At 57.4% G+C, this 19,334-nt stretch carries 12 protein-coding genes, 2 tRNA genes and 1 pseudogene; 13 read left to right on the top strand and 2 right to left on the bottom strand.

Annotated elements, in window-relative coordinates; translation table 11 throughout:
- Nucleotides 1-263: 263 nt before the first annotated feature.
- The 4 genes and pseudogenes from ACYASS_RS21545 (at nucleotide 264) to ACYASS_RS21560 (ending at nucleotide 4,883) form a co-directional block, all read left to right on the top strand.
- The gene (locus tag ACYASS_RS21545) at nucleotides 264-1,451 is read left to right on the top strand and encodes an ATP phosphoribosyltransferase regulatory subunit (protein ID WP_463587610.1); all 1,188 of its coding nucleotides are present in this window, start codon (nucleotides 264-266) and stop codon (nucleotides 1,449-1,451) included.
- Nucleotides 1,452-1,505: 54 nt separating this feature from the next.
- Entirely contained in the window at nucleotides 1,506-2,798 is a 1,293-nt protein-coding gene (locus tag ACYASS_RS21550) for an adenylosuccinate synthase (protein ID WP_122663144.1), read from the top strand.
- Between the two features lie 1,029 nt (nucleotides 2,799-3,827).
- Nucleotides 3,828-3,977, top strand: a pseudogene (locus tag ACYASS_RS21555) (hypothetical protein); the annotation flags it as partial.
- Nucleotides 3,978-4,178: 201 nt separating this feature from the next.
- A complete protein-coding gene (locus ACYASS_RS21560; RefSeq protein ID WP_463587648.1) occupies nucleotides 4,179-4,883 on the top strand; it encodes a methyl-accepting chemotaxis protein in 705 nt (234 codons plus the stop codon).
- A 114-nt stretch (nucleotides 4,884-4,997) separates the two neighbouring features.
- Here ACYASS_RS21560 and ACYASS_RS21565 read toward each other — a convergent pair.
- Nucleotides 4,998-5,084 (bottom strand) — tRNA-Leu (locus ACYASS_RS21565).
- A gap of 210 nt (nucleotides 5,085-5,294) precedes the next feature.
- Nucleotides 5,295-5,381 (bottom strand) — tRNA-Leu (locus ACYASS_RS21570).
- A 224-nt stretch (nucleotides 5,382-5,605) separates the two neighbouring features.
- Between ACYASS_RS21570 and rnr the strand changes: the two genes are divergently transcribed.
- From rnr to ACYASS_RS21615, 9 genes are all read left to right on the top strand, one after another.
- Nucleotides 5,606-8,236 (top strand): ribonuclease R, encoded by a 2,631-nt coding sequence (rnr, locus tag ACYASS_RS21575; protein WP_463587611.1) that lies wholly within the window; start codon nucleotides 5,606-5,608, stop codon nucleotides 8,234-8,236.
- Complete coding sequence (gene rlmB / locus ACYASS_RS21580) at nucleotides 8,233-8,994, top strand: 23S rRNA (guanosine(2251)-2'-O)-methyltransferase RlmB (RefSeq protein ID WP_463587612.1); 762 nt, start codon at nucleotides 8,233-8,235, stop codon at nucleotides 8,992-8,994. The genes rnr and rlmB overlap by 4 nt, the downstream gene beginning before the upstream one ends.
- A gap of 276 nt (nucleotides 8,995-9,270) precedes the next feature.
- Nucleotides 9,271-9,696 (top strand): 30S ribosomal protein S6, encoded by a 426-nt coding sequence (rpsF, locus tag ACYASS_RS21585; protein ID WP_027900435.1) that lies wholly within the window; start codon nucleotides 9,271-9,273, stop codon nucleotides 9,694-9,696.
- 28 nt (nucleotides 9,697-9,724) lie between these two features.
- Entirely contained in the window at nucleotides 9,725-9,955 is a 231-nt protein-coding gene (gene rpsR, locus ACYASS_RS21590; protein ID WP_002551829.1) for a 30S ribosomal protein S18, read from the top strand.
- Between the two features lie 36 nt (nucleotides 9,956-9,991).
- Nucleotides 9,992-10,882 carry a hypothetical protein gene (locus ACYASS_RS21595; RefSeq protein WP_463587613.1) on the top strand — a complete coding sequence of 297 codons (891 nt, stop codon included), beginning with the start codon at nucleotides 9,992-9,994 and terminating at the stop codon, nucleotides 10,880-10,882.
- Nucleotides 10,883-10,901: 19 nt separating this feature from the next.
- Nucleotides 10,902-11,348 carry a 50S ribosomal protein L9 gene (gene rplI, locus ACYASS_RS21600; RefSeq protein ID WP_020293665.1) on the top strand — a complete coding sequence of 149 codons (447 nt, stop codon included), beginning with the start codon at nucleotides 10,902-10,904 and terminating at the stop codon, nucleotides 11,346-11,348.
- Between the two features lie 124 nt (nucleotides 11,349-11,472).
- Nucleotides 11,473-12,867 (top strand): replicative DNA helicase, encoded by a 1,395-nt coding sequence (gene dnaB / locus ACYASS_RS21605; RefSeq protein WP_463587614.1) that lies wholly within the window; start codon nucleotides 11,473-11,475, stop codon nucleotides 12,865-12,867.
- 432 nt (nucleotides 12,868-13,299) lie between these two features.
- Complete coding sequence (locus ACYASS_RS21610; RefSeq protein ID WP_463587615.1) at nucleotides 13,300-15,600, top strand: YgiQ family radical SAM protein; 2,301 nt, start codon at nucleotides 13,300-13,302, stop codon at nucleotides 15,598-15,600.
- Nucleotides 15,601-15,870: 270 nt separating this feature from the next.
- A complete protein-coding gene (locus tag ACYASS_RS21615) occupies nucleotides 15,871-19,164 on the top strand; it encodes a transglutaminase family protein (RefSeq protein ID WP_463587616.1) in 3,294 nt (1,097 codons plus the stop codon).
- Nucleotides 19,165-19,334: the final 170 nt, after the last annotated feature.

Consider the following 19,334-nt stretch of genomic DNA (forward strand, 5'->3'; position numbering starts at 1 on the left):
CCCGCCGGGCGGCAAAACCGTCTGGCGGGGTGATCATGCGGTAAAACGTGTGTATGATGCGGCAGCCGGGAAATTCCCGGCTTTTTTGCGTCTGCACGATTGATTGGCCACGGCAGTGGCATGATTTTCGAGGACAGTGGTCTGAAAGAGCCATTCTCGGGCGCTCGCCGTGCCCGCAAGAATGCGCGCAGCACCTGACCACTCTCTGCTTTACTCAAGGCCCGCCTCGGCGCGGGTCGCCCGGATCATAGGGGAAAGGCGTAATGGCAACGGTTGACCGCTGGCTGCTACCAGATGGCATCGAAGAAGTACTGCCACCTGAAGCGGCGCGCATTGAAGTAGCGCGTCGTCAGGTGTTGGATCTGTTCCAGAGCTGGGGCTATGAATTCGTAGTTACCCCTCATATCGAATACCTTGAATCCTTGCTCACTGGCGCGGGCTCCGACCTGGATCTGCGCACCTTCAAAGTGATCGACCCGCAGTCCGGTCGCCAGATGGGCTTTCGTGCCGACATCACGCCACAAGTGGCGCGCATCGATGCGCATACCCTGCGCCGTGAAGGCCCGAGCCGTCTGTGCTACGCCGGTAGCGTGCTGCATGCGCAGCCGCGTGCCCTGTCTTCTTCTCGCAGCCCGATTCAGCTGGGCGCGGAGTTGTACGGTGATGCGAGCCCAAGCAGCGACGTTGAAGTCATTAGCTTGATGCTGGCCATGCTGCAACTGGCCGATGTGCCAGATGTGCACATGGACCTTGGTCACGTGGGTATCTACCGTGGCCTGGCACGCGCAGCTGGCTTGTCTGGCGAGGTCGAGCAATTGCTGTTCGATGCCCTGCAGCGCAAGGCTATCGACGAAGTGATCGAGCTGACTGCCAGTCTGCCTGCTGACCTGGCGTCTATGCTGCGTGCGCTGGTCGATCTGTGCGGCGGTCGTGAAGTGCTGGCTGCGGCCCGCGATCGTCTGGCCAGTGCGCCGGCGCCGGTGCTGGCAGCGCTTGATGACCTGCTGACTGTGGCTGAGCGTCTTGCGACCCGCTTCCCTGAGCTACCGTTGTACTTCGACCTCGGTGAACTGCGCGGTTATCACTATCACACGGGTGTTGTTTTCGCCGTGTTCGTTCCGGGCGTGGGTCAATCCATTGCTCAGGGCGGTCGCTATGACGACATCGGTGCGGATTTCGGTCGGGCTCGCCCGGCCACCGGTTTTTCCACGGACCTGAAAACCCTCGTGACATTGGGTCGTGCGGAAATCGAATTGCCTTCCGGCGGTATCTGGATGCCGGACAGTACGGATGCAGCACTCTGGCAGCAGGTTTGTCAGTTGCGCAGTGAAGGTCAGCGTGTTGTGCAGGCATTGCCTGGGCAGCTTGTGGCTGCAGCGCGTGAGGCCGATTGTGATCGGCAATTGATTCAGCATGGCGAGCGTTGGCAAGTCGTGCCGCTGGCTTCTTGAGTTTTCCTGTCGGCGGCCGCCGACACCAAGTTTGCGTGAATGAGGACAAGTGTTATGGGTAAGAATGTCGTAGTCCTGGGCACCCAATGGGGTGATGAGGGCAAAGGCAAGATCGTTGATCTGCTGACCGAACATGCTACCGCTGTAGTGCGTTACCAGGGTGGCCACAACGCGGGTCACACTCTGGTGATCGACGGCGAAAAAACCGTATTGCACCTGATTCCGTCCGGTGTACTGCGTGAAGGCGTGCAATGCCTCATCGGTAACGGTGTGGTGGTTGCGCCGGACGCACTGATGCGCGAAATCATCAAGCTGGAAGAGAAAGGCATCCCGGTGCGTGAGCGTCTGCGCATCAGCCCGTCCTGCCCGCTGATCCTGTCGTATCACGTTGCGCTGGATCAGGCGCGTGAAAAGGCGCGTGGCGAGTTCAAGATCGGTACTACCGGTCGTGGCATTGGCCCGGCTTACGAAGACAAGGTTGCACGTCGTGGCCTGCGCATTGGCGACCTGTTCCACCGCGAGCGTTTCGCGGCCAAGCTGGGCGAGTTGCTCGACTATCACAACTTTGTGCTGGTCAATTATTACAAAGAGCCTGCCATCGACTTCCAGAAGACTCTGGACGAGTGCATGGAATACGCCGAGCTGCTCAAGCCACTGATGCTCGACGTCACCGCTGCGCTGCATGAAATGCGTCGTGACGGCAAAGACATCATGTTCGAAGGTGCTCAGGGTTCGCTGCTGGACATCGACCACGGTACCTACCCGTATGTCACCAGCTCCAACACCACCGCTGGCGGTATTGCCACTGGTTCGGGTTTTGGTCCGATGTACCTGGATTACATCCTGGGCATCACCAAGGCTTACACCACTCGTGTAGGCTCGGGTCCATTCCCGACAGAGCTGTTCGATGACGTGGGTGCTTTCCTGGCCAAGCGTGGGCACGAATTTGGTGCAACTACCGGCCGTGCTCGTCGTTGCGGCTGGTTTGATGCCGTGATCCTGCGTCGCGCTATCGAAATCAACAGCATCTCCGGCATCTGCCTGACCAAGCTCGACGTACTGGATGGCCTCGAAACCATCAATATCTGCGTAGGTTACGAGAACGAGCAGGGCGCAGTCATCGAAGCGCCTACCGATGCCGACAGCTACCTGGGCCTCAAGCCTGTGTACGAGCAAGTGCCGGGCTGGTCTGAGTCGACGCTGGGCGCCAAGACGCTTGAAGAGCTGCCAGCCAATGCTCGCGCTTACATCAAGCGTCTGGAAGAGCTGGTCGGTGCGCCAATCGACATTATCTCGACAGGTCCTGATCGCAACGAAACCATCGTGTTGCGTCACCCGTTTGGTTGATAAGTCGTTGAAATAAAAACAAAGGGTCGCTTATGCGGCCCTTTGTTTTTTCTGTTTTCCCGTGACCACCGGAACGGCACGGCGATTGCTGTAATAAGCGTCAGAAAAGGTGCCATCATTTTAATGGCGCCGATGGTGGAGGGATTCCCCGTGTCAGCTGTCCTTTCTCTTTTGCGCAGCCGCTTGCTGCGTCCTGTATTTATTGCCTTGGGTGTCGCTCTTTTGGTGCAGGTGCTCGTTGCGGTCGCTCTTACCCGGAGCACTGTTACGGCGCTTGAAGCCGACCTTGCGAGTCGTCTTGGGGTAGATTCGCAACACTTGTCTACCGAACTGGAGCAAGCCAGTCGCGAAGTAACCTCCAGTCTCGACAGTCTCTCGACCAGTACCAGCCAGCGTCTGAGTGCCGGCCTGGCTGATCGCTTGAAAGGCGAGCAGGGGCAATTGCGTGCCACTCTTGAAAAAGACCTGAAAGAGTCCGCCACTGATATGGCGGAGCTTCTCGCTGCTGTGGCGCCTCGCGCCATGTGGGATAACGATACGCCAACGCTCTCCGAGTTTGCCCGTCGCGCGCAGCGTAATCCCAATGTGTTGTTCGTGGTTTATGACGATGCGGCAGGAGAGCATCTAACCCGCTACCTGAATCGCGAAAACCCTCTTATCCAGGCGTTGCTTGCCAAGGGAGAAGGTGAGCGGGCCATGGACAAGGTGCTTAGTGCGGCCAAAAACGACGCATCGGTTTACTACGTTGAGGCTTCGATAAGCCCGAACGGGGTCGAAATCGGCAAGGTGCGTATGGGTGTTTCCACTTCCGCAGTCGAAGAGAACCTTGCTGCTCTGGACAAGCGTTTTGCAACGCTTATCACCAGTGGTGGGCAGTTGGTCTCTGAAAGTCTTGGTGGTGCCTCGAAAGATAGCTCGGCGGCACTGCGAGCGCGTCTGGATTCCGCTCAAGCTGCGGCTTCGGCGATGGCGACCAACACGGCGTCAGCAGTAAAGGAAGCATCTGAAACACTGCGCTGGCGGATCGGCATGGGTCTGGCGCTGGTCGGGCTGGGGGTACTGTTGGTGTTGGCGGTAGTGTTGGGTCGTCGGGTCGTCAACAAGCTGCTGTTGTTGATCGCAGCGCTGGATGATCTGGCAGCTGGCGAGGGTGATCTGACCAAGCGGGTCAAGCTCGACAGCAATGACGAAATTGGCGACATGGCGGCAGCGGTCAATCGTTTTGTCGCCAAGCTTCAACCGATTGTCCGCGAGGCGGGGGATGTGGCGCAGCGCACGGGTGTTGAAATCAATGCGATGAGCCAGCGTAACGCCGGTGCGGGAGCTGCTGCAGCGCTGCAACGCGATGAAGTTGCTGCGAGTCTGCAAGCCCTTGAGCATATGGCTGAAGAGGCTCAGTCCGAGAGCCACGCGATGCAGGCAGCTTTGCGGCAGGTAGTGGATATTCGTCAGGCAACCGATGAAAACACGCGCACCTCAAATCAGGTCGGTGGGTTGATCGAGGCTCTGGCCGGTCAGGTCGAGACGGGTTCTAAAGTCATTGAGCGGCTCGCTCAGCAAAGCGAGCAGATCGAAGTGGTGCTGGAAGTGATTCATGGCATTGCCGAACAGACCAATTTGCTGGCGTTGAACGCAGCCATTGAGGCGGCGCGTGCAGGGGAGACGGGTCGAGGCTTTGCTGTGGTGGCAGACGAGGTTCGTGCACTGGCGAGCAAGACGCAAAGCTCCACTGGGGATATTCAGGCGCACATCGGTGCTTTGCAGTCGGGTGCGAAAGAGGCGGTGGCGGCCATTGGTCTGGCTGGACGGCAGGCTAATGAGGGGCTGACAGTGCTGCGCAACAGCGCAAGATTGCAGCAGACGGTTCAAGAATCTGTAGAGCAGGTGCATGCGGCGATTGGTCTGGCAACCAAGGCGGCAGTGCATCAGGCCGAAGGTGCTCACGCGGTGAGAGGGCGTGTCGAGGTGATTCATGCCCAGGCTCAGCGTGCGGCGCAGGTCGTTGAAGAGACTACGGCGAGCGGCAAAGTGCTGGATGGCCTGGCTGCGCAGTTGAAGGCGAGTCTGGGTCAGTTCAGGGCTTGATTACAAGCGGGTAACGTTGTGGGAGCAGGCCAGGCTCTGTCCCCACAAAGGCACTGTCACTTTCCAAACCCCAGAAAGCACAAAACCGAGCACATGGCTCGGTTTTGTTTGAAATGGTGCCCAGAAGAAGACTCGAACTTCCACGACCTTGCGGTCACCAGCACCTGAAGCTGGCGTGTCTACCAATTTCACCATCTGGGCAGCATCAGCAGCGTTGCACGCCGTTGATGGAGCGCACTATACGGAGCGGGTTTTGATCTGTAAACCCCTGTTTTGGTTTTAATAAATGCTTTTCAGCTTCAGGAAACAAAAAAGCATAAAACTAAAAGCCAACCCAAACCCTGAAATGCAAAAACCCGCTTTCGCGGGTTTTTGGTGAGTCACCAGATTTTGAAATCTGTTGCTCTGAATTGGTGCCCAGAAGAAGACTCGAACTTCCACGACCTTGCGGTCACCAGCACCTGAAGCTGGCGTGTCTACCAATTTCACCATCTGGGCAGCATCGACAAGCGTCTGCCTGTCGATGGCGCGCACTATACGGAGCGTAATTTGTACTGTAAACCCCCGGTGTAAAAAATATTCGGAAAAATTCGCGAACGGCGTTTTCCGGGACGTTTTTGCATCTTGTCGCAGCTTTTCCTGCGCTGTTGAAGTCTGAAATTTCCCGTTTCAATAGGTGTATGCCAAACTAGCCCGCATATAGACAAGGTGAAAACTATCTAATGGCCGATTGGCAGTCCCTCGATCCCGAGGCCGCTCGTGAAGCGGAAAAATACGAAAACCCTATCCCCAGCCGTGAATTGATTCTGGCTCACCTCTCCGATCGCGGTTCGCCTGCGAGTCGTGAGCAACTGGTGGAAGAATTTGGCCTGACAACTGAAGATCAGTTCGAGGCCCTGCGCCGCCGTTTGCGAGCCATGGAGCGCGACGCTCAGTTGATCTACACCCGTCGTGGCACCTATGCCCCGGTGGACAAGCTGGACCTGATCCTGGGGCGTATCTCCGGGCATCGTGATGGTTTCGGCTTCCTGGTACCCGATGACGGCAGTGATGACCTGTTCATGAGTCCGGCCCAGATGCGTCTGGTGTTCGACGGCGACCGTGCTCTGGCGCGCGTTTCCGGCCTGGACCGTCGTGGTCGCCGCGAAGGCGTGATCGTCGAAGTGATTTCCCGTGCCCACGAAACCGTTGTCGGCCGATACTTCGAAGAGGCCGGCATTGGTTTTGTCATTCCTGACAATCCAAAAATCCAGCAGGAAGTGCTGGTCACACCGGGTCGTAACAGCAACGCGAAGATCGGTCAGTTCGTAGAGGTGAAAATCACCCACTGGCCAACGCCGCGCTTCCAGCCTCAGGGCGATATCGTCGAAGTCGTGGGCAACTACATGGCTCCCGGTATGGAAATCGATGTCGCGCTGCGCACCTACGATATTCCTCACGTCTGGCCAGAGGCCGTGCTTAAAGAAGCCGCCAAACTAAAGCCGGAAGTTGAAGAAAAAGACAAAGAAAATCGCGTCGACCTGCGCCATTTACCGTTCGTCACCATCGACGGTGAAGATGCTCGCGACTTCGACGATGCGGTTTATTGCGAAGCCAAACCCGGCAAACTGCGCCTGTTCTCGGGCGGCTGGAAGCTCTACGTCGCTATCGCTGACGTGTCGAGCTACGTGAAGATCGGTTCTGCTCTGGATGCCGAGTCGCAGGTGCGTGGCACCTCGGTTTACTTCCCTGAGCGGGTCGTGCCAATGCTGCCTGAGCAGCTTTCCAACGGCTTGTGCTCGCTGAATCCGCACGTCGATCGCCTGGCCATGGTTTGTGAGATGACCATCTCCAAAACTGGCGAGATGACTGATTACGTGTTCTATGAAGCTGTCATCCACTCCCATGCCCGCCTGACTTACAACAAAGTCAGCACCATGCTGGAGCAGCCGAAAAGCAGCGACGCTCGCCAGTTGCGTGGTGAATACCCGGACGTGCTGCCTCACCTGAAGCAGCTTTATGCGCTGTACAAGGTTTTGCTGGGTGCTCGTCATACGCGCGGCGCGATCGATTTTGAAACGCAGGAAACCCGGATCATTTTCGGTACCGAGCGCAAGATCGCTGAAATCCGCCCGACCACTCGTAACGACGCTCACAAGCTGATCGAGGAGTGCATGCTGGCTGCTAACGTAGCCACTGCCGAGTTCCTCAAGAAGCACGAAATTCCTGCTCTGTACCGCGTGCACGATGGTCCGCCACCCGAGCGTCTGGAAAAACTCCGTGCGTTCCTCGGTGAGCTGGGTCTGTCTCTGCACAAAGGCAAGGACGGTCCAACTCCGAAGGATTATCAGGCACTGCTTGAGACTGTTCGGGATCGTCCGGACTATCACCTGATTCAGACCGTCATGCTGCGTTCGTTGAGTCAGGCGGTATACAGCTCTGACAACAACGGCCACTTCGGCTTGAATTACGAGGCGTATACCCACTTTACCTCGCCGATTCGCCGTTATCCTGACTTGCTGACTCACCGCGCAATCCGCAGTGTGATCCGCTCGAAGCAGGACACGCCGCACGTGCGCCGAGCGGGTGCTGCCGTAATCCCGAAAGCTCGTATCTATCCGTACGACGATGCCATTCTCGAGCAGTTGGGTGAGCAGTGTTCGATGAACGAGCGCCGCGCCGATGAAGCTACGCGTGACGTGGTCAACTGGCTCAAATGTGAGTTCATGAAAGACCGCGTAGGCGAGTCTTTCCCTGGGGTGATCACGGCTGTGACTGGTTTTGGTCTGTTTGTTGAACTGACTGATATCTATGTCGAAGGTCTGGTGCACGTCACCGCTTTGCCGGGCGATTATTACCATTTCGATCCGCTGCATCACCGCCTGGCGGGCGAGCGCACCGGTCGCAGCTTCCGTTTGGGCGATACCGTTGAAGTGCGCGTCATGCGTGTTGATCTGGATGAGCGCAAGATCGACTTCGAGATGGCCGAAAAAACCATCAGCGCGCCGATTGGCCGCAAGCGTCGCGGCGCCGAGCCGCAGGCTGTTGAAAAAGCCGCTGCTCCGGAGCGTGCGCCGAGCAAGCGTCCGGCAAAGGCTAAAGCCAAGGCCAGTGCCGAGCCAGAGGCCTACCGGCCTAGCGATGCAGCCGCGAAAAACGCTGAAGTGCGTAAAAGCCGCGAACTGAAACAGGCTCTGCTGGCTGAAGCGAAGGGTGGTAGCAAGGCATCGTCGGGAAAGTCCGGTAAAGCTGGTTCTGCCCCTTCGTCGGACAGACCTGCTAAGCCCAGTAAACACCGTAAAGGCCCGCCTAAAGCGGGCTCTGCACCCGCTGCGAAGAGCGGCGGGGTGCGCAAGCCTAAGGCCAAGTCATGAGTTCGTTGGAAAAAATCTACGGCGTGCATGCTGTAGAAGCGTTGTTACGTCACCACCCTAAGCGGGTCAAGCAAATCTGGCTGGCCGAGGGTCGTAATGATCCTCGCGTTCAGGTGCTGGTTGCGCTGGCCGGTGAAAATCGTGTTTCGATCGGTCAGGCCGAGCGTCGCGAAATGGACGCCTGGGTTGAAGGTGTTCACCAGGGTGTTGTTGCGGATGTCAGCCCTAGCCAGGTCTGGGGCGAGGCAATGCTCGATGAATTGCTGGATCGTACCGAGGGTGCCCCGCTGATCCTCGTGCTCGATGGCGTCACCGATCCGCACAACCTCGGTGCGTGCCTGCGCACGGCTGATGCTGCTGGTGCTTTGGCAGTTGTCGTGCCCAAGGACAAGTCGGCAACGTTGACTCCGGCCGTGCGTAAAGTTGCTTGCGGCGCTGCTGAAGTCATTCCTCTGGTTGCTGTAACTAACCTGGCCCGCACCCTGGAAAAACTCCAGCAGCGCGGTCTTTGGGTTGTCGGTACGGCGGGGGAGGCTGAGCAGGAGTTGTATCAGCAGGACCTGACCGGCCCGACCATCCTGATCATGGGGGCCGAAGGCAAAGGCATGCGTCGTCTGACCCGTGAACACTGCGATTATCTGGTTCGCCTGCCGATGGCTGGCAGTGTCAGCAGCCTTAACGTATCGGTTGCGACAGGTGTCTGCCTGTTCGAGGCCATGCGTCAGCGCAACGTAAAAGCGGCTGGAACCAAGAAGTAATATCCCTGTAGGAGCTGCCGCAGGCTGCGATTGGCCTTCAATCGCGACGAGGGTTCTTCGGACCTTCGCAGCCTTCGTGAGCTCCTACATAGGCTTTGTGGTAATTGCTCAAATAATCACCAATTACCTTGCACCTCTGCATCCCCTTCTCTACAATTGCGCCCCTTGCTGTCACGGCAGGCGCTCATGTGCCTGTCCCTGAGCAAGACTAACAGTGTCATTCACTCCTTGTCTGACCGCTTATTGGCGGCAGGCTACAACCCGTAAGGAGCATTCATGCGTCATTACGAAATCATCTTTTTGGTCCACCCGGATCAAAGCGAGCAAGTCGGCGGCATGGTAGAGCGTTACACCAAGCTGATCGAAGAAGACGGCGGCAAAATCCACCGTCTGGAAGATTGGGGCCGTCGTCAACTGGCTTACGCAATCAACAATGTTCACAAGGCTCACTACGTGATGCTGAACGTTGAGTGCACTGGCAAGGCTCTGGCCGAGCTGGAAGACAACTTCCGCTACAACGATGCAGTGATCCGTAACCTGGTCATCCGTCGTGACGAAGCCGTAACTGGCCAGTCCGAGATGCTCAAGGCTGAAGAAAACCGCAGTGAGCGCCGTGAGCGTCGCGACCGTCCTGAGCACTCCGACAGCGCCGATGGCGTTGATGGTGATGACAGCGACAACAGCGATAACGCTGACGAGTAATCCACGGACCTTTTAAGGAGCCAATCACATGGCACGTTTCTTCCGTCGTCGTAAATTCTGCCGCTTCACCGCTGAAGACGTGAAAGAGATCGACTACAAAGATCTCAACACTCTGAAAGCATACGTATCCGAGACCGGCAAAATCGTTCCAAGCCGTATCACTGGTACCAAAGCACGTTATCAGCGTCAGCTGGCCACCGCTATCAAGCGTGCCCGCTTCCTGGCCCTGCTGGCCTACACCGACAGCCACGGCCGCTGAGACCGGGCAGTCGACAAAGTAGTAAGGATCTAATGCATGCGCGCCTTGGCTGAATTCATCATGCGGGGACGTTTGCAGGCCATGCTGGTTGTGGCCGGATTTGCGGCATTGCCGCTGTTGTACTGTGTGAGTGCCGCTGCAGCTAGTCTTGTACTACTGCGGCGCGGTTCGGACGCCATCGGCGTCATTGGTGTGGGAGTGCTTTCAGCGTTGGTTTGCTGGTACTTCCAGAAAGATCCCGGTGCACTTTTAGTGTTGCTGGGGGCTTGTGGTCTGTCGCTGGTTTTACGCGCAGGCCACACCTGGAATCGCGCGCTGCTGGTCAGCGTGGTAGTCGGGTTGTTGTGTGCAGTGAGCCTGGGAACGGTGTTCAGTCCCATGGTTGACAGTTTGAGTCAGGAGTTCGAGAAACTCATGCCTCAGGCTTTCGGTGAGGTCTACGAGAAACTCTCGGCTGACCAGCGAGTTACCTTCGCTTCACTGATTCCACCCCTGATCATCGGTTCGATGGCGGTTACGCTTCAGGTTTTCAGTGTGTTGTGCCTGATTCTTGGGCGCTATTGGCAGGCGTTGTTGTACAACCCCGGTGGTTTTGGTCGCGAATTTCGTCAGATCAGAACCCCGAAAGGACTGGCGTTATTGTTGCTGGCAGCGATGTTTGTAGGGCCGATGATTGGCGTACAGATGTTGATTTTGTTGCCGTTGTTGAGCATACCGTTGGCCTTCGCCGGGCTGGCCCTGATTCACGGGCTGGTGGCGCAGAAAAAACTGGCCGGTTTCTGGCTGGTGGGGATGTACGTCACGCTAGTGCCATTCATGCACCTGATAGGTCCGTTGCTCGTGGTTATTGCCATTGTCGACAGCCTGATTGATTTTCGCGGTCGTCTGGGATCGAAAGACTCCGATAGCGCGAACGGTGAAGGTTAAAAGTTAAGAGGATTTTCACATGCAACTGATCCTTCTGGAAAAAGTCGCGAACCTGGGCAACCTGGGCGACAAAGTAAATGTTAAGGCCGGTTACGGTCGTAACTACCTGCTGCCATACGGCAAGGCTACCGCTGCGACCGCTGCTAACATTGCTGCGTTTGAAGAGCGTCGTGCCGAGCTGGAAAAACTGGCTGCAGACAAAAAAGCTTCTGCCGAAACTCGCGCTGCCCAACTGGCTGAGCTGGAAGTGACTATCACTGCCACTGCTGGTGACGAAGGCAAGCTGTTCGGTTCGATCGGCACCCACGACATCGCTGATGCACTGACCGCCTCTGGCGTTGAAGTTGCAAAAAGCGAAGTTCGTCTGCCGAACGGCACCATCCGTAACGTTGGCGAATTCGACGTAGCCGTGCACCTGCACAGCGACGTAGAAGCAACCGTTCGCGTTGTTGTGGTGGCTGCTTAAGCAGTACGTAATCGTCTGGCGACTTGCTCGTCAGAGGATTAACATCGGGCACGATCCTGTTTACAGGTCGTGCCCTTTGTCTTTCTGTACCGATGGTTTTTACCATCCCTGATTTCGAGTGGATATGAACGATATCTCCGCCCCCGAGCAATATGATCTGCAAACCGCTGCCCTCAAGGTGCCGCCGCATTCCATCGAGGCCGAACAGGCAGTACTCGGCGGTCTGATGCTGGACAACAACGCCTGGGAACGTGTGCTTGATCAGGTGTCGGACGGCGATTTCTATCGGCATGACCACCGCTTGATCTTCCGTGCCATTGCACGTCTGGCTGACCAGAATCAGCCAATCGACGTGGTAACTCTGGCCGAGCAGCTGGAAAAGGAAGGCCAGACTTCGCAAGTTGGCGGTCTGGGCTACCTCAGTGAGCTGGCGAAAAACATTCCGTCGGTTGCCAACATCAAGGCCTATGCGCAAATCGTCCGTGAGCGGGCGACGTTGCGACAATTGATCAGTATCAGTACCGAGATCGCCGACAGTGCGTTCAACCCGGAAGGGCGTAACGCATCAGAGATCCTCGATGAGGCCGAGCGTCAGATCTTCCAGATCGCTGAAGCGCGGCCAAAGACCGGTGGCCCGGTCGCGGTGACTGACCTGTTGACCATGGCCATCGACCGTATCGATACGCTGTTCAACACTGATAACGCGATCACCGGCCTGTCCACCGGTTATACCGACCTTGATGAAAAAACCAGTGGCCTGCAACCGGCTGACTTGATCATCGTCGCCGGTCGTCCGTCCATGGGTAAAACCACCTTCGCCATGAACCTGGTGGAGAACGCTGTATTGCGCAGCGACAAGGCAGTACTGGTTTACTCGTTGGAGATGCCAGGTGAATCGCTGATCATGCGTATGCTGTCGTCCCTGGGGCGCATCGATCAGACCAAGGTCCGTGCCGGTCGCCTGGAAGATGACGATTGGCCGCGTCTGACTTCGGCGGTCAATTTGCTCAACGAGCGTAAGTTGTTCATCGACGATACGGCGGGTATCAGCCCGTCGGAGATGCGCGCCCGGACCCGCCGTCTGGTGCGGGAACATGGCGACATTGCCTTGATCATGATCGACTACCTGCAGTTGATGCAGATCCCCGGCTCCGGCGGTGATAACCGGACTAACGAGATTTCCGAGATTTCCCGCTCGTTGAAAGCCCTCGCCAAGGAGTTCAATTGCCCGGTTGTTGCCCTGTCGCAGCTCAACCGCTCCCTGGAGCAACGACCGAACAAACGCCCGATCAACTCCGACTTGCGGGAATCCGGAGCGATCGAGCAGGATGCTGACGTGATCATGTTCGTTTACCGGGACGAGGTGTACCACCCGGAAACCGAGCATAAAGGCATCGCTGAAATCATTATCGGTAAACAGCGTAACGGGCCGATCGGTACCACGCGGTTGGCGTTTATCGGTAAGTACACCCGTTTCGAAAATCTCGCGCCGGGCAGTTACAACTTCGACGACGAATAATATACGGTGACTGTTTTACGTGGGAGCGGTGCGTGGGTTGGTAGCATCTCAAGCTTATGCAAAACCTGTGGGACCGAATTTATTCGGGAAAGGGCCGGCAGATTCAACACTTCTGTCGCCTGACAAGACGCATTCGCGAATGAATTCGCTCCCACCGGGATCAACCTTTGCAGGCCACCATGGAATCTCCCACAGATAACCGTCTCAGGCGGATCGCAAATCCCTGTGGGAGCCGGGCTTGCCCGCGATACTGGCGACTCGGTTTCATGGCCATACCGCCTCATCGTTCATCGCGAGCAAGCTCAGCTCTCACAGGTAATGGGCAGTCCCGCCACCAGTAACTCAATTCCGACCATTACCGTCGGACTTGATCAAAATTTGTGCTATATTCCGCGCCCGCGATTTTTCCAACGTGCAAACGTAGGTTCCGACATGCAAGCAGCCAAGCCGTTATTTGACTATCCGAAGTACTGGGCCGAATGTTTTGGGCCAGCGCCTTTCCTGCCAATGAGTCGGGAAGAAATGGATCAGCTTGGCTGGGATTCCTGCGACATCATTATCGTGACCGGTGATGCCTACGTGGATCACCCGTCGTTCGGTATGGCGATCATTGGCCGGCTGCTGGAGTCTCAGGGCTTTCGCGTCGGGATCATCGCCCAGCCAAACTGGCAGTCCAAAGACGACTTCATGAAGCTCGGCGAGCCGAATCTGTTCTTCGGTGTTGCGGCTGGCAACATGGACTCGATGATCAACCGCTATACCGCGGACAAGAAAATCCGCTCCGACGACGCCTATACCCCAGGCGGCATGGCTGGCAAGCGTCCGGATCGCGCCAGTCTCGTTTACAGCCAGCGGTGCAAGGAAGCCTACAAGAACGTGCCCATCGTGCTTGGCGGCATCGAAGCATCGTTGCGTCGTATCGCACACTACGACTATTGGCAGGACAAAGTCCGCAACTCGATCCTGATCGACGCCTGTGCCGATATCCTGCTGTACGGCAACGCCGAGCGGGCGATCGTCGAAGTGGCTCAGCGTCTGTCCTATGGTCACAAGATCGAAGACATCACCGATGTGCGCGGCACCGCGTTCATTCGCCGTGACACGCCTAAAGACTGGTACGAAGTGGACTCCACCCGTATTGACCGTCCGGGCAAGATCGACAAGATCATCAACCCGTACGTCAATACCCAGGACACCCAGGCCTGCGCCATCGAGCAGGAAAAGGGGCCGGTTGAAGATCCGAACGAAGCCAAAGTTGTGCAGATTCTGGCCAGCCCGCGCATGACCCGTGACAAAACGGTTATTCGTTTGCCGTCCGTGGAAAAAGTGCGTGGCGATGCGGTTCTCTATGCTCACGCTAACCGCGTATTGCACCTGGAAACCAACCCAGGCAACGCTCGGGCATTGGTGCAGAAGCATGGCGAAGTGGACGTCTGGTTCAATCCGCCACCGATTCCGATGACCACTGAAGAAATGGACTACGTGTTCGGCATGCCGTATGCACGCGTCCCGCATCCTGCCTATGGCAAGGAGAAGATCCCGGCTTACGACATGATCCGTTTCTCGGTGAACATCATGCGTGGCTGTTTCGGTGGCTGCACGTTCTGCTCGATCACTGAACACGAAGGCCGGATTATTCAGAACCGCTCTGAAGAGTCGATCATCCGCGAGATCGAAGAGATCCGCGACAAGGTTCCAGGTTTCACAGGGGTCATTTCCGACCTCGGCGGGCCTACCGCCAACATGTACCGTATCGCCTGCAAAAGCCCGGAAATCGAATCCGCCTGCCGCAAGCCGTCCTGTGTGTTCCCGGGCATCTGCCCGAACCTGAATACTGATCACTCTTCGTTGATTCAGCTGTATCGCAGTGCCCGTGCGTTGCCTGGCGTGAAGAAAATTCTGATTGCTTCCGGCTTGCGCTATGACCTCGCGGTCGAGTCGCCGGAGTATGTCAAAGAGCTGGTCACCCACCACGTCGGTGGTTACCTGAAGATCGCCCCGGAACATACCGAGGAAGGTCCGCTCAACCAGATGATGAAGCCGGGCATTGGCAGCTATGAAAAATTCAAGCGCATGTTCGAGAAGTATTCGAAGGAAGCTGGCAAGGAACAGTACCTGATCCCTTACTTCATCGCGGCCCACCCGGGCACCACTGATGAAGACATGATGAATCTGGCGCTGTGGCTCAAGGGCAATGGTTTTCGTGCAGATCAAGTACAGGCTTTCTATCCTTCGCCAATGGCTTCGGCGACCGCGATGTATCACTCCGGCAAGAACCCGCTGCGCAAAGTGACGTACAAGAGTGATGCGGTCACCATCGTCAAGAGCGAAGAGCAGCGTCGTCTGCACAAGGCATTCTTGCGCTATCACGACCCTAAAGGCTGGCCAATGCTGCGCGAAGCGCTGGAGCGCATGGGGCGTGCTGACCTGATCGGGCCAGGCAAGCATCAGTTGATCCCGCTGCATCAGCCGACCACTGACAGCTACCAGAGCGCCCGTCGCAAGAACTCGACGCCTGCTGGCAGTCATAAAGTGGGTAAGACCACGCTTATCCAGACCCAGCACACCGGCCTGCCACCACGCGGCAGTGACGGCAGCAAACCATGGGACAAGCGCGAAGAAGCCAAGGCTGCGGCCATGGCCCGTAACAAGCAGGCTGCCAAAGAGCGTATGGACGCTGCGAAGGGTAAAGGCCCCAAGCCGCCCAAGCGCAAGCCAGTAGTCCCGCGCTAAATCGCGTCGTCTATATCGCGGGCAAGCCTCGCTCCCACAGAGACCTTATCCTTGTGGGAGTGGTGCTTGCCCGCGATAGCCGCAATCAGAACCTCCTCCGCAAAATTTCCATCCTCCTGCCTTATTTCTGTGCAACGCTTGCACCGCGGGGCACGGTGGGCGCTTTAATAGTGCCTGGTTCTGCCTCGCCGTCGAGGAACCGCCGTATTTGCCCGGATGGCATAAGTCTTGCGCGGTTCCATTACCGTCCAGGCTCGCAGGAGGCACGCCGTGTCGATTCATATTGCCTTGCACCACGTTACGCACTACCGCTACGAACGAGCGGTTGAACTTGGTCCGCAGATTGTTCGCCTGCGCCCGGCGGCCCATAGCCGTACCCGGGTTTTGTCGTACTCACTGAAAGTCCTGCCTGAAAATCACTTCATCAACTGGCAGCAGGATCCTCAAGGCAATTATCTGGCGCGTCTGGTCTTTCCAGAAAAGACCAATGAGTTGCGTGTTGAAGTCGATTTGGTCGCCGAAATGGCCGTCTTCAACCCATTCGACTTCTTCCTCGAACCCTACGCCGAGAAAATCCCGTTTTCCTATGCCGGCGAAGAGCAGCGCGAACTGGCGCCGTATCTTGAAAAGCTGCCGCTGACTCCTCGCTTTGCTGCCTATCTGGCCAGCATTGATCGCACGCCGTTACCCGCCATCGACTTTCTGGTCGGGCTCAATCAGCGTCTGAGTCAGGATATCGATTACCTGATCCGCATGGAGCCCGGTGTACAGACGCCAGAGTTCACGCTGGAAAACGCCTCTGGCTCCTGCCGTGACTCGGCCTGGTTGCTGGTGCAGTTGCTGCGGCATCTCGGCATGGCAGCGCGTTTCGTGTCCGGCTACCTGATTCAGCTCAAAGCCGACGTTGAAGCCCTTGATGGCCCCTCCGGAACTGACGTCGACTTCACCGATCTGCACGCCTGGTGCGAGGTTTATCTACCCGGCGCAGGCTGGGTCGGCCTTGATGCCACGTCCGGTTTGTTCGCAGGCGAAGGGCATATTCCGCTCGCCTGCAGCCCCGAGCCCTCATCGGCGGCACCGATCAGCGGGTTGGTCGAACCGTGCGAAACTGAATTCAGCCATGAGATGTCCGTTGAGCGGATCTGGGAGGCACCTCGTGTCACCAAACCGTACACCGAAGAACAGTGGGCCGAGATTCAGACGCTGGGCCATCAGATAGACCGTGATCTGGCTGACAACGATGTTCGTCTGACCATGGGCGGCGAGCCGACCTTCGTTTCGATCGACGACCGTGATGGGGCTGAGTGGAACACGGCTGCACTGGGGCCGAAAAAGCGTGCCTTGTCGGCTGAGCTGTTCCAGCGCATGCGCAAGCACTACGCGCCACTGGGGATCGTGCATTTTGGTCAGGGCAAATGGTACCCGGGCGAGCAATTGCCACGTTGGTCGCTCAATTGCTTCTGGCGTAAAGATGGGCAGCCGGTCTGGCATAACAACGCGCTGATTGCCGAAGAGACCGAAAGTTACGGTGCAACCGGTGAGTTGGCCGGAAAGTTTCTCGCCAGCGTGGCCGAACGGCTAAAGCTGCCGACGCGCTTTGTATTCCCGGCCTACGAAGACAATTTCTACTACTTATGGCGTGAAGGTGCGCTGCCTGCCAATGTTAGCGCGGAAGATTCGCGGCTGGGTGACGAGCTTGAGCGTGCGCGACTGCGCAAAGTCTTTGCTCAGGGTCTGGACAAGGTGATCGGCCAGGTTTTGCCATTGGCGCGCTCCGTTGACGGTGATCGCTGGCAGAGCGGCCGTTGGTATCTGCGCGACAACCACTGCCGTCTGGTGCCTGGCGATTCTGCGCTCGGTTATCGGTTGCCGTTGGCATCGCAGCCCTGGGTCAAGGCGGCGGAATATCCTTTTATCCATCCCACCGACTTCAACCAGGACTTTCCCGAGTTACCGGATGACGGGCAGGTTCAAGCGCAACTGACCGGGCTTACAGAACATCCAGACACCAACGCCGAGCGGATGCCTAAGATCGACGAGTCTGCCGACTGGCTGACCCGTACGGCGTTGTGTGCTGAGGCGCGGGAAGGGCGGTTGTACCTGTTCATGCCGCCGCTGGAAAAGCTCGAACATTATCTGGAACTGGTAGCTGCCATCGAGGCCAGTGCCGAAGAGCTGAACTGCCCGATTCTGCTTGAAGGCTACGAGCCGCCGAGCGATCCGCGCCTGGCGAATTTCCGTATCACGCCTGATCCGGGCGTCATTGAAGTTAACGTACAGCCGTCCGCATCATGGGACGAGTTGGTGGAGCGCACCGAGTTTCTCTACGAGCAGGCGCGCCTGACGCGTCTGACCACTGAAAAATTCATGATCGACGGCCGTCACACCGGCACCGGCGGTGGCAACCACTTCGTACTGGGTGGCGCTACGCCAGGTGATTCACCATTCCTGCGGCGTCCCGATGTGCTGCGCAGTCTGCTCAGCTACTGGCACAATCATCCGTCGCTGTCGTACCTGTTTTCCGGGCTGTTCATCGGTCCGACGTCGCAGGCTCCACGGGTCGATGAGGCGCGTAACGACTCGTTGTATGAGCTGGAAATCGCCTTCGCACAAATGCCCGCGCCCGGCGAAGAAGTCGCGCCTTGGGTGGTCGACCGTCTGCTGCGCAATTTGCTGATCGACGTCACCGGCAATACCCATCGGGCCGAGTTCTGTATCGACAAGTTGTACTCCCCGGATGGTGCGACTGGTCGTCTCGGCCTGTTGGAGTTGCGTGCTTTTGAAATGCCGCCTCATGCGCGGATGAGTCTGGCTCAGCAATTACTGCTTCGAGCGTTGGTTGCGCGCTTCTGGCGCGAACCCTATGCGCCCGCCAGGCTGGCTCGCTGGGGGACAGAGTTGCATGACCGGTTCATGCTGCCGCACTTCATCGAGCAAGACTTTGCGGACGTTATCGAGGAGTTGAACAGCGCCGGTTACCCGGTGCGTGCCGAGTGGTTTGCGGCGCATCTGGAGTTCCGCTTTCCCAAGGTTGGCGATTATGCGGTCAGCGGTATCGAACTGGAGTTGCGCCAGGCGCTTGAACCCTGGCACGTACTGGGTGAAGAAGGTTCGGCGGGTGGCGCCGTGCGTTACGTGGATTCGTCCCTTGAACGCCTGCAAGTCAAGATTAACGGCATGCCGCCGAAACGGTATGTATTGACCTGTAATGGCATTGCGATACCGTTGCAGCCCACTGGGCGAGTCGGTGAGTTTGTCGCGGGTGTGCGTTATCGCGCCTGGCAACCTGCCAACTGCCTGCAACCTACCATCCCGGTGCACGCGCCGCTGGTATTCGACCTTGTCGATACCTGGATGCAGCGCTCACTGGGCGGCTGCGAGTATCATGTCGCGCATCCTGGCGGCCGCAATTACGAGACCCTGCCGGTTAATGCCAACGAAGCGGAAAGCCGTCGTCTGGCGCGGTTCTTCAGGATTGGTCATACCCCCGGCAAACTGGAAGTGCCACTGCTTAGCGTTAATGATGAACTGCCGATGACGCTGGATATGCGTTTGCATAAATAAAAGGGCGTCAGTCACAGCCGGCTCGGACTGGTAGGAGCGAACTTGTTCGCGAGGTTGCGTATCAGGTATGACGTCTCGCGAACAAGTTCGCTCCTACCGGGCACGTTGATTCATTCGTTTTTATAAAAATGGTTTCGTCAGCCGGAGCAGCCATCCAATGGCTGACATCC

It is taken from the genome of Pseudomonas sp. HP_14, assembly GCF_055283875.1.

What these genes read in the sequence shown, in the direction of transcription:
- rpsR (WP_002551829.1), top strand. Translation starts at nt 9,725, where the DNA reads ATGGCACGTTTCTTCCGTCGTCGTAAATTCTGCCGCTTCACCGCTGAA.
- ACYASS_RS21595 (WP_463587613.1), top strand. Translation starts at nt 9,992, where the DNA reads ATGCGCGCCTTGGCTGAATTCATCATGCGGGGACGTTTGCAGGCCATG.
- rplI (WP_020293665.1), top strand. Translation starts at nt 10,902, where the DNA reads ATGCAACTGATCCTTCTGGAAAAAGTCGCGAACCTGGGCAACCTGGGC.
- ACYASS_RS21545 (WP_463587610.1), top strand. Translation starts at nt 264, where the DNA reads ATGGCAACGGTTGACCGCTGGCTGCTACCAGATGGCATCGAAGAAGTA.
- rnr (WP_463587611.1), top strand. Translation starts at nt 5,606, where the DNA reads ATGGCCGATTGGCAGTCCCTCGATCCCGAGGCCGCTCGTGAAGCGGAA.
- rpsF (WP_027900435.1), top strand. Translation starts at nt 9,271, where the DNA reads ATGCGTCATTACGAAATCATCTTTTTGGTCCACCCGGATCAAAGCGAG.
- dnaB (WP_463587614.1), top strand. Translation starts at nt 11,473, where the DNA reads ATGAACGATATCTCCGCCCCCGAGCAATATGATCTGCAAACCGCTGCC.
- ACYASS_RS21610 (WP_463587615.1), top strand. Translation starts at nt 13,300, where the DNA reads ATGCAAGCAGCCAAGCCGTTATTTGACTATCCGAAGTACTGGGCCGAA.
- ACYASS_RS21550 (WP_122663144.1), top strand. Translation starts at nt 1,506, where the DNA reads ATGGGTAAGAATGTCGTAGTCCTGGGCACCCAATGGGGTGATGAGGGC.
- ACYASS_RS21560 (WP_463587648.1), top strand. Translation starts at nt 4,179, where the DNA reads ATGGCTGAAGAGGCTCAGTCCGAGAGCCACGCGATGCAGGCAGCTTTG.
- rlmB (WP_463587612.1), top strand. Translation starts at nt 8,233, where the DNA reads ATGAGTTCGTTGGAAAAAATCTACGGCGTGCATGCTGTAGAAGCGTTG.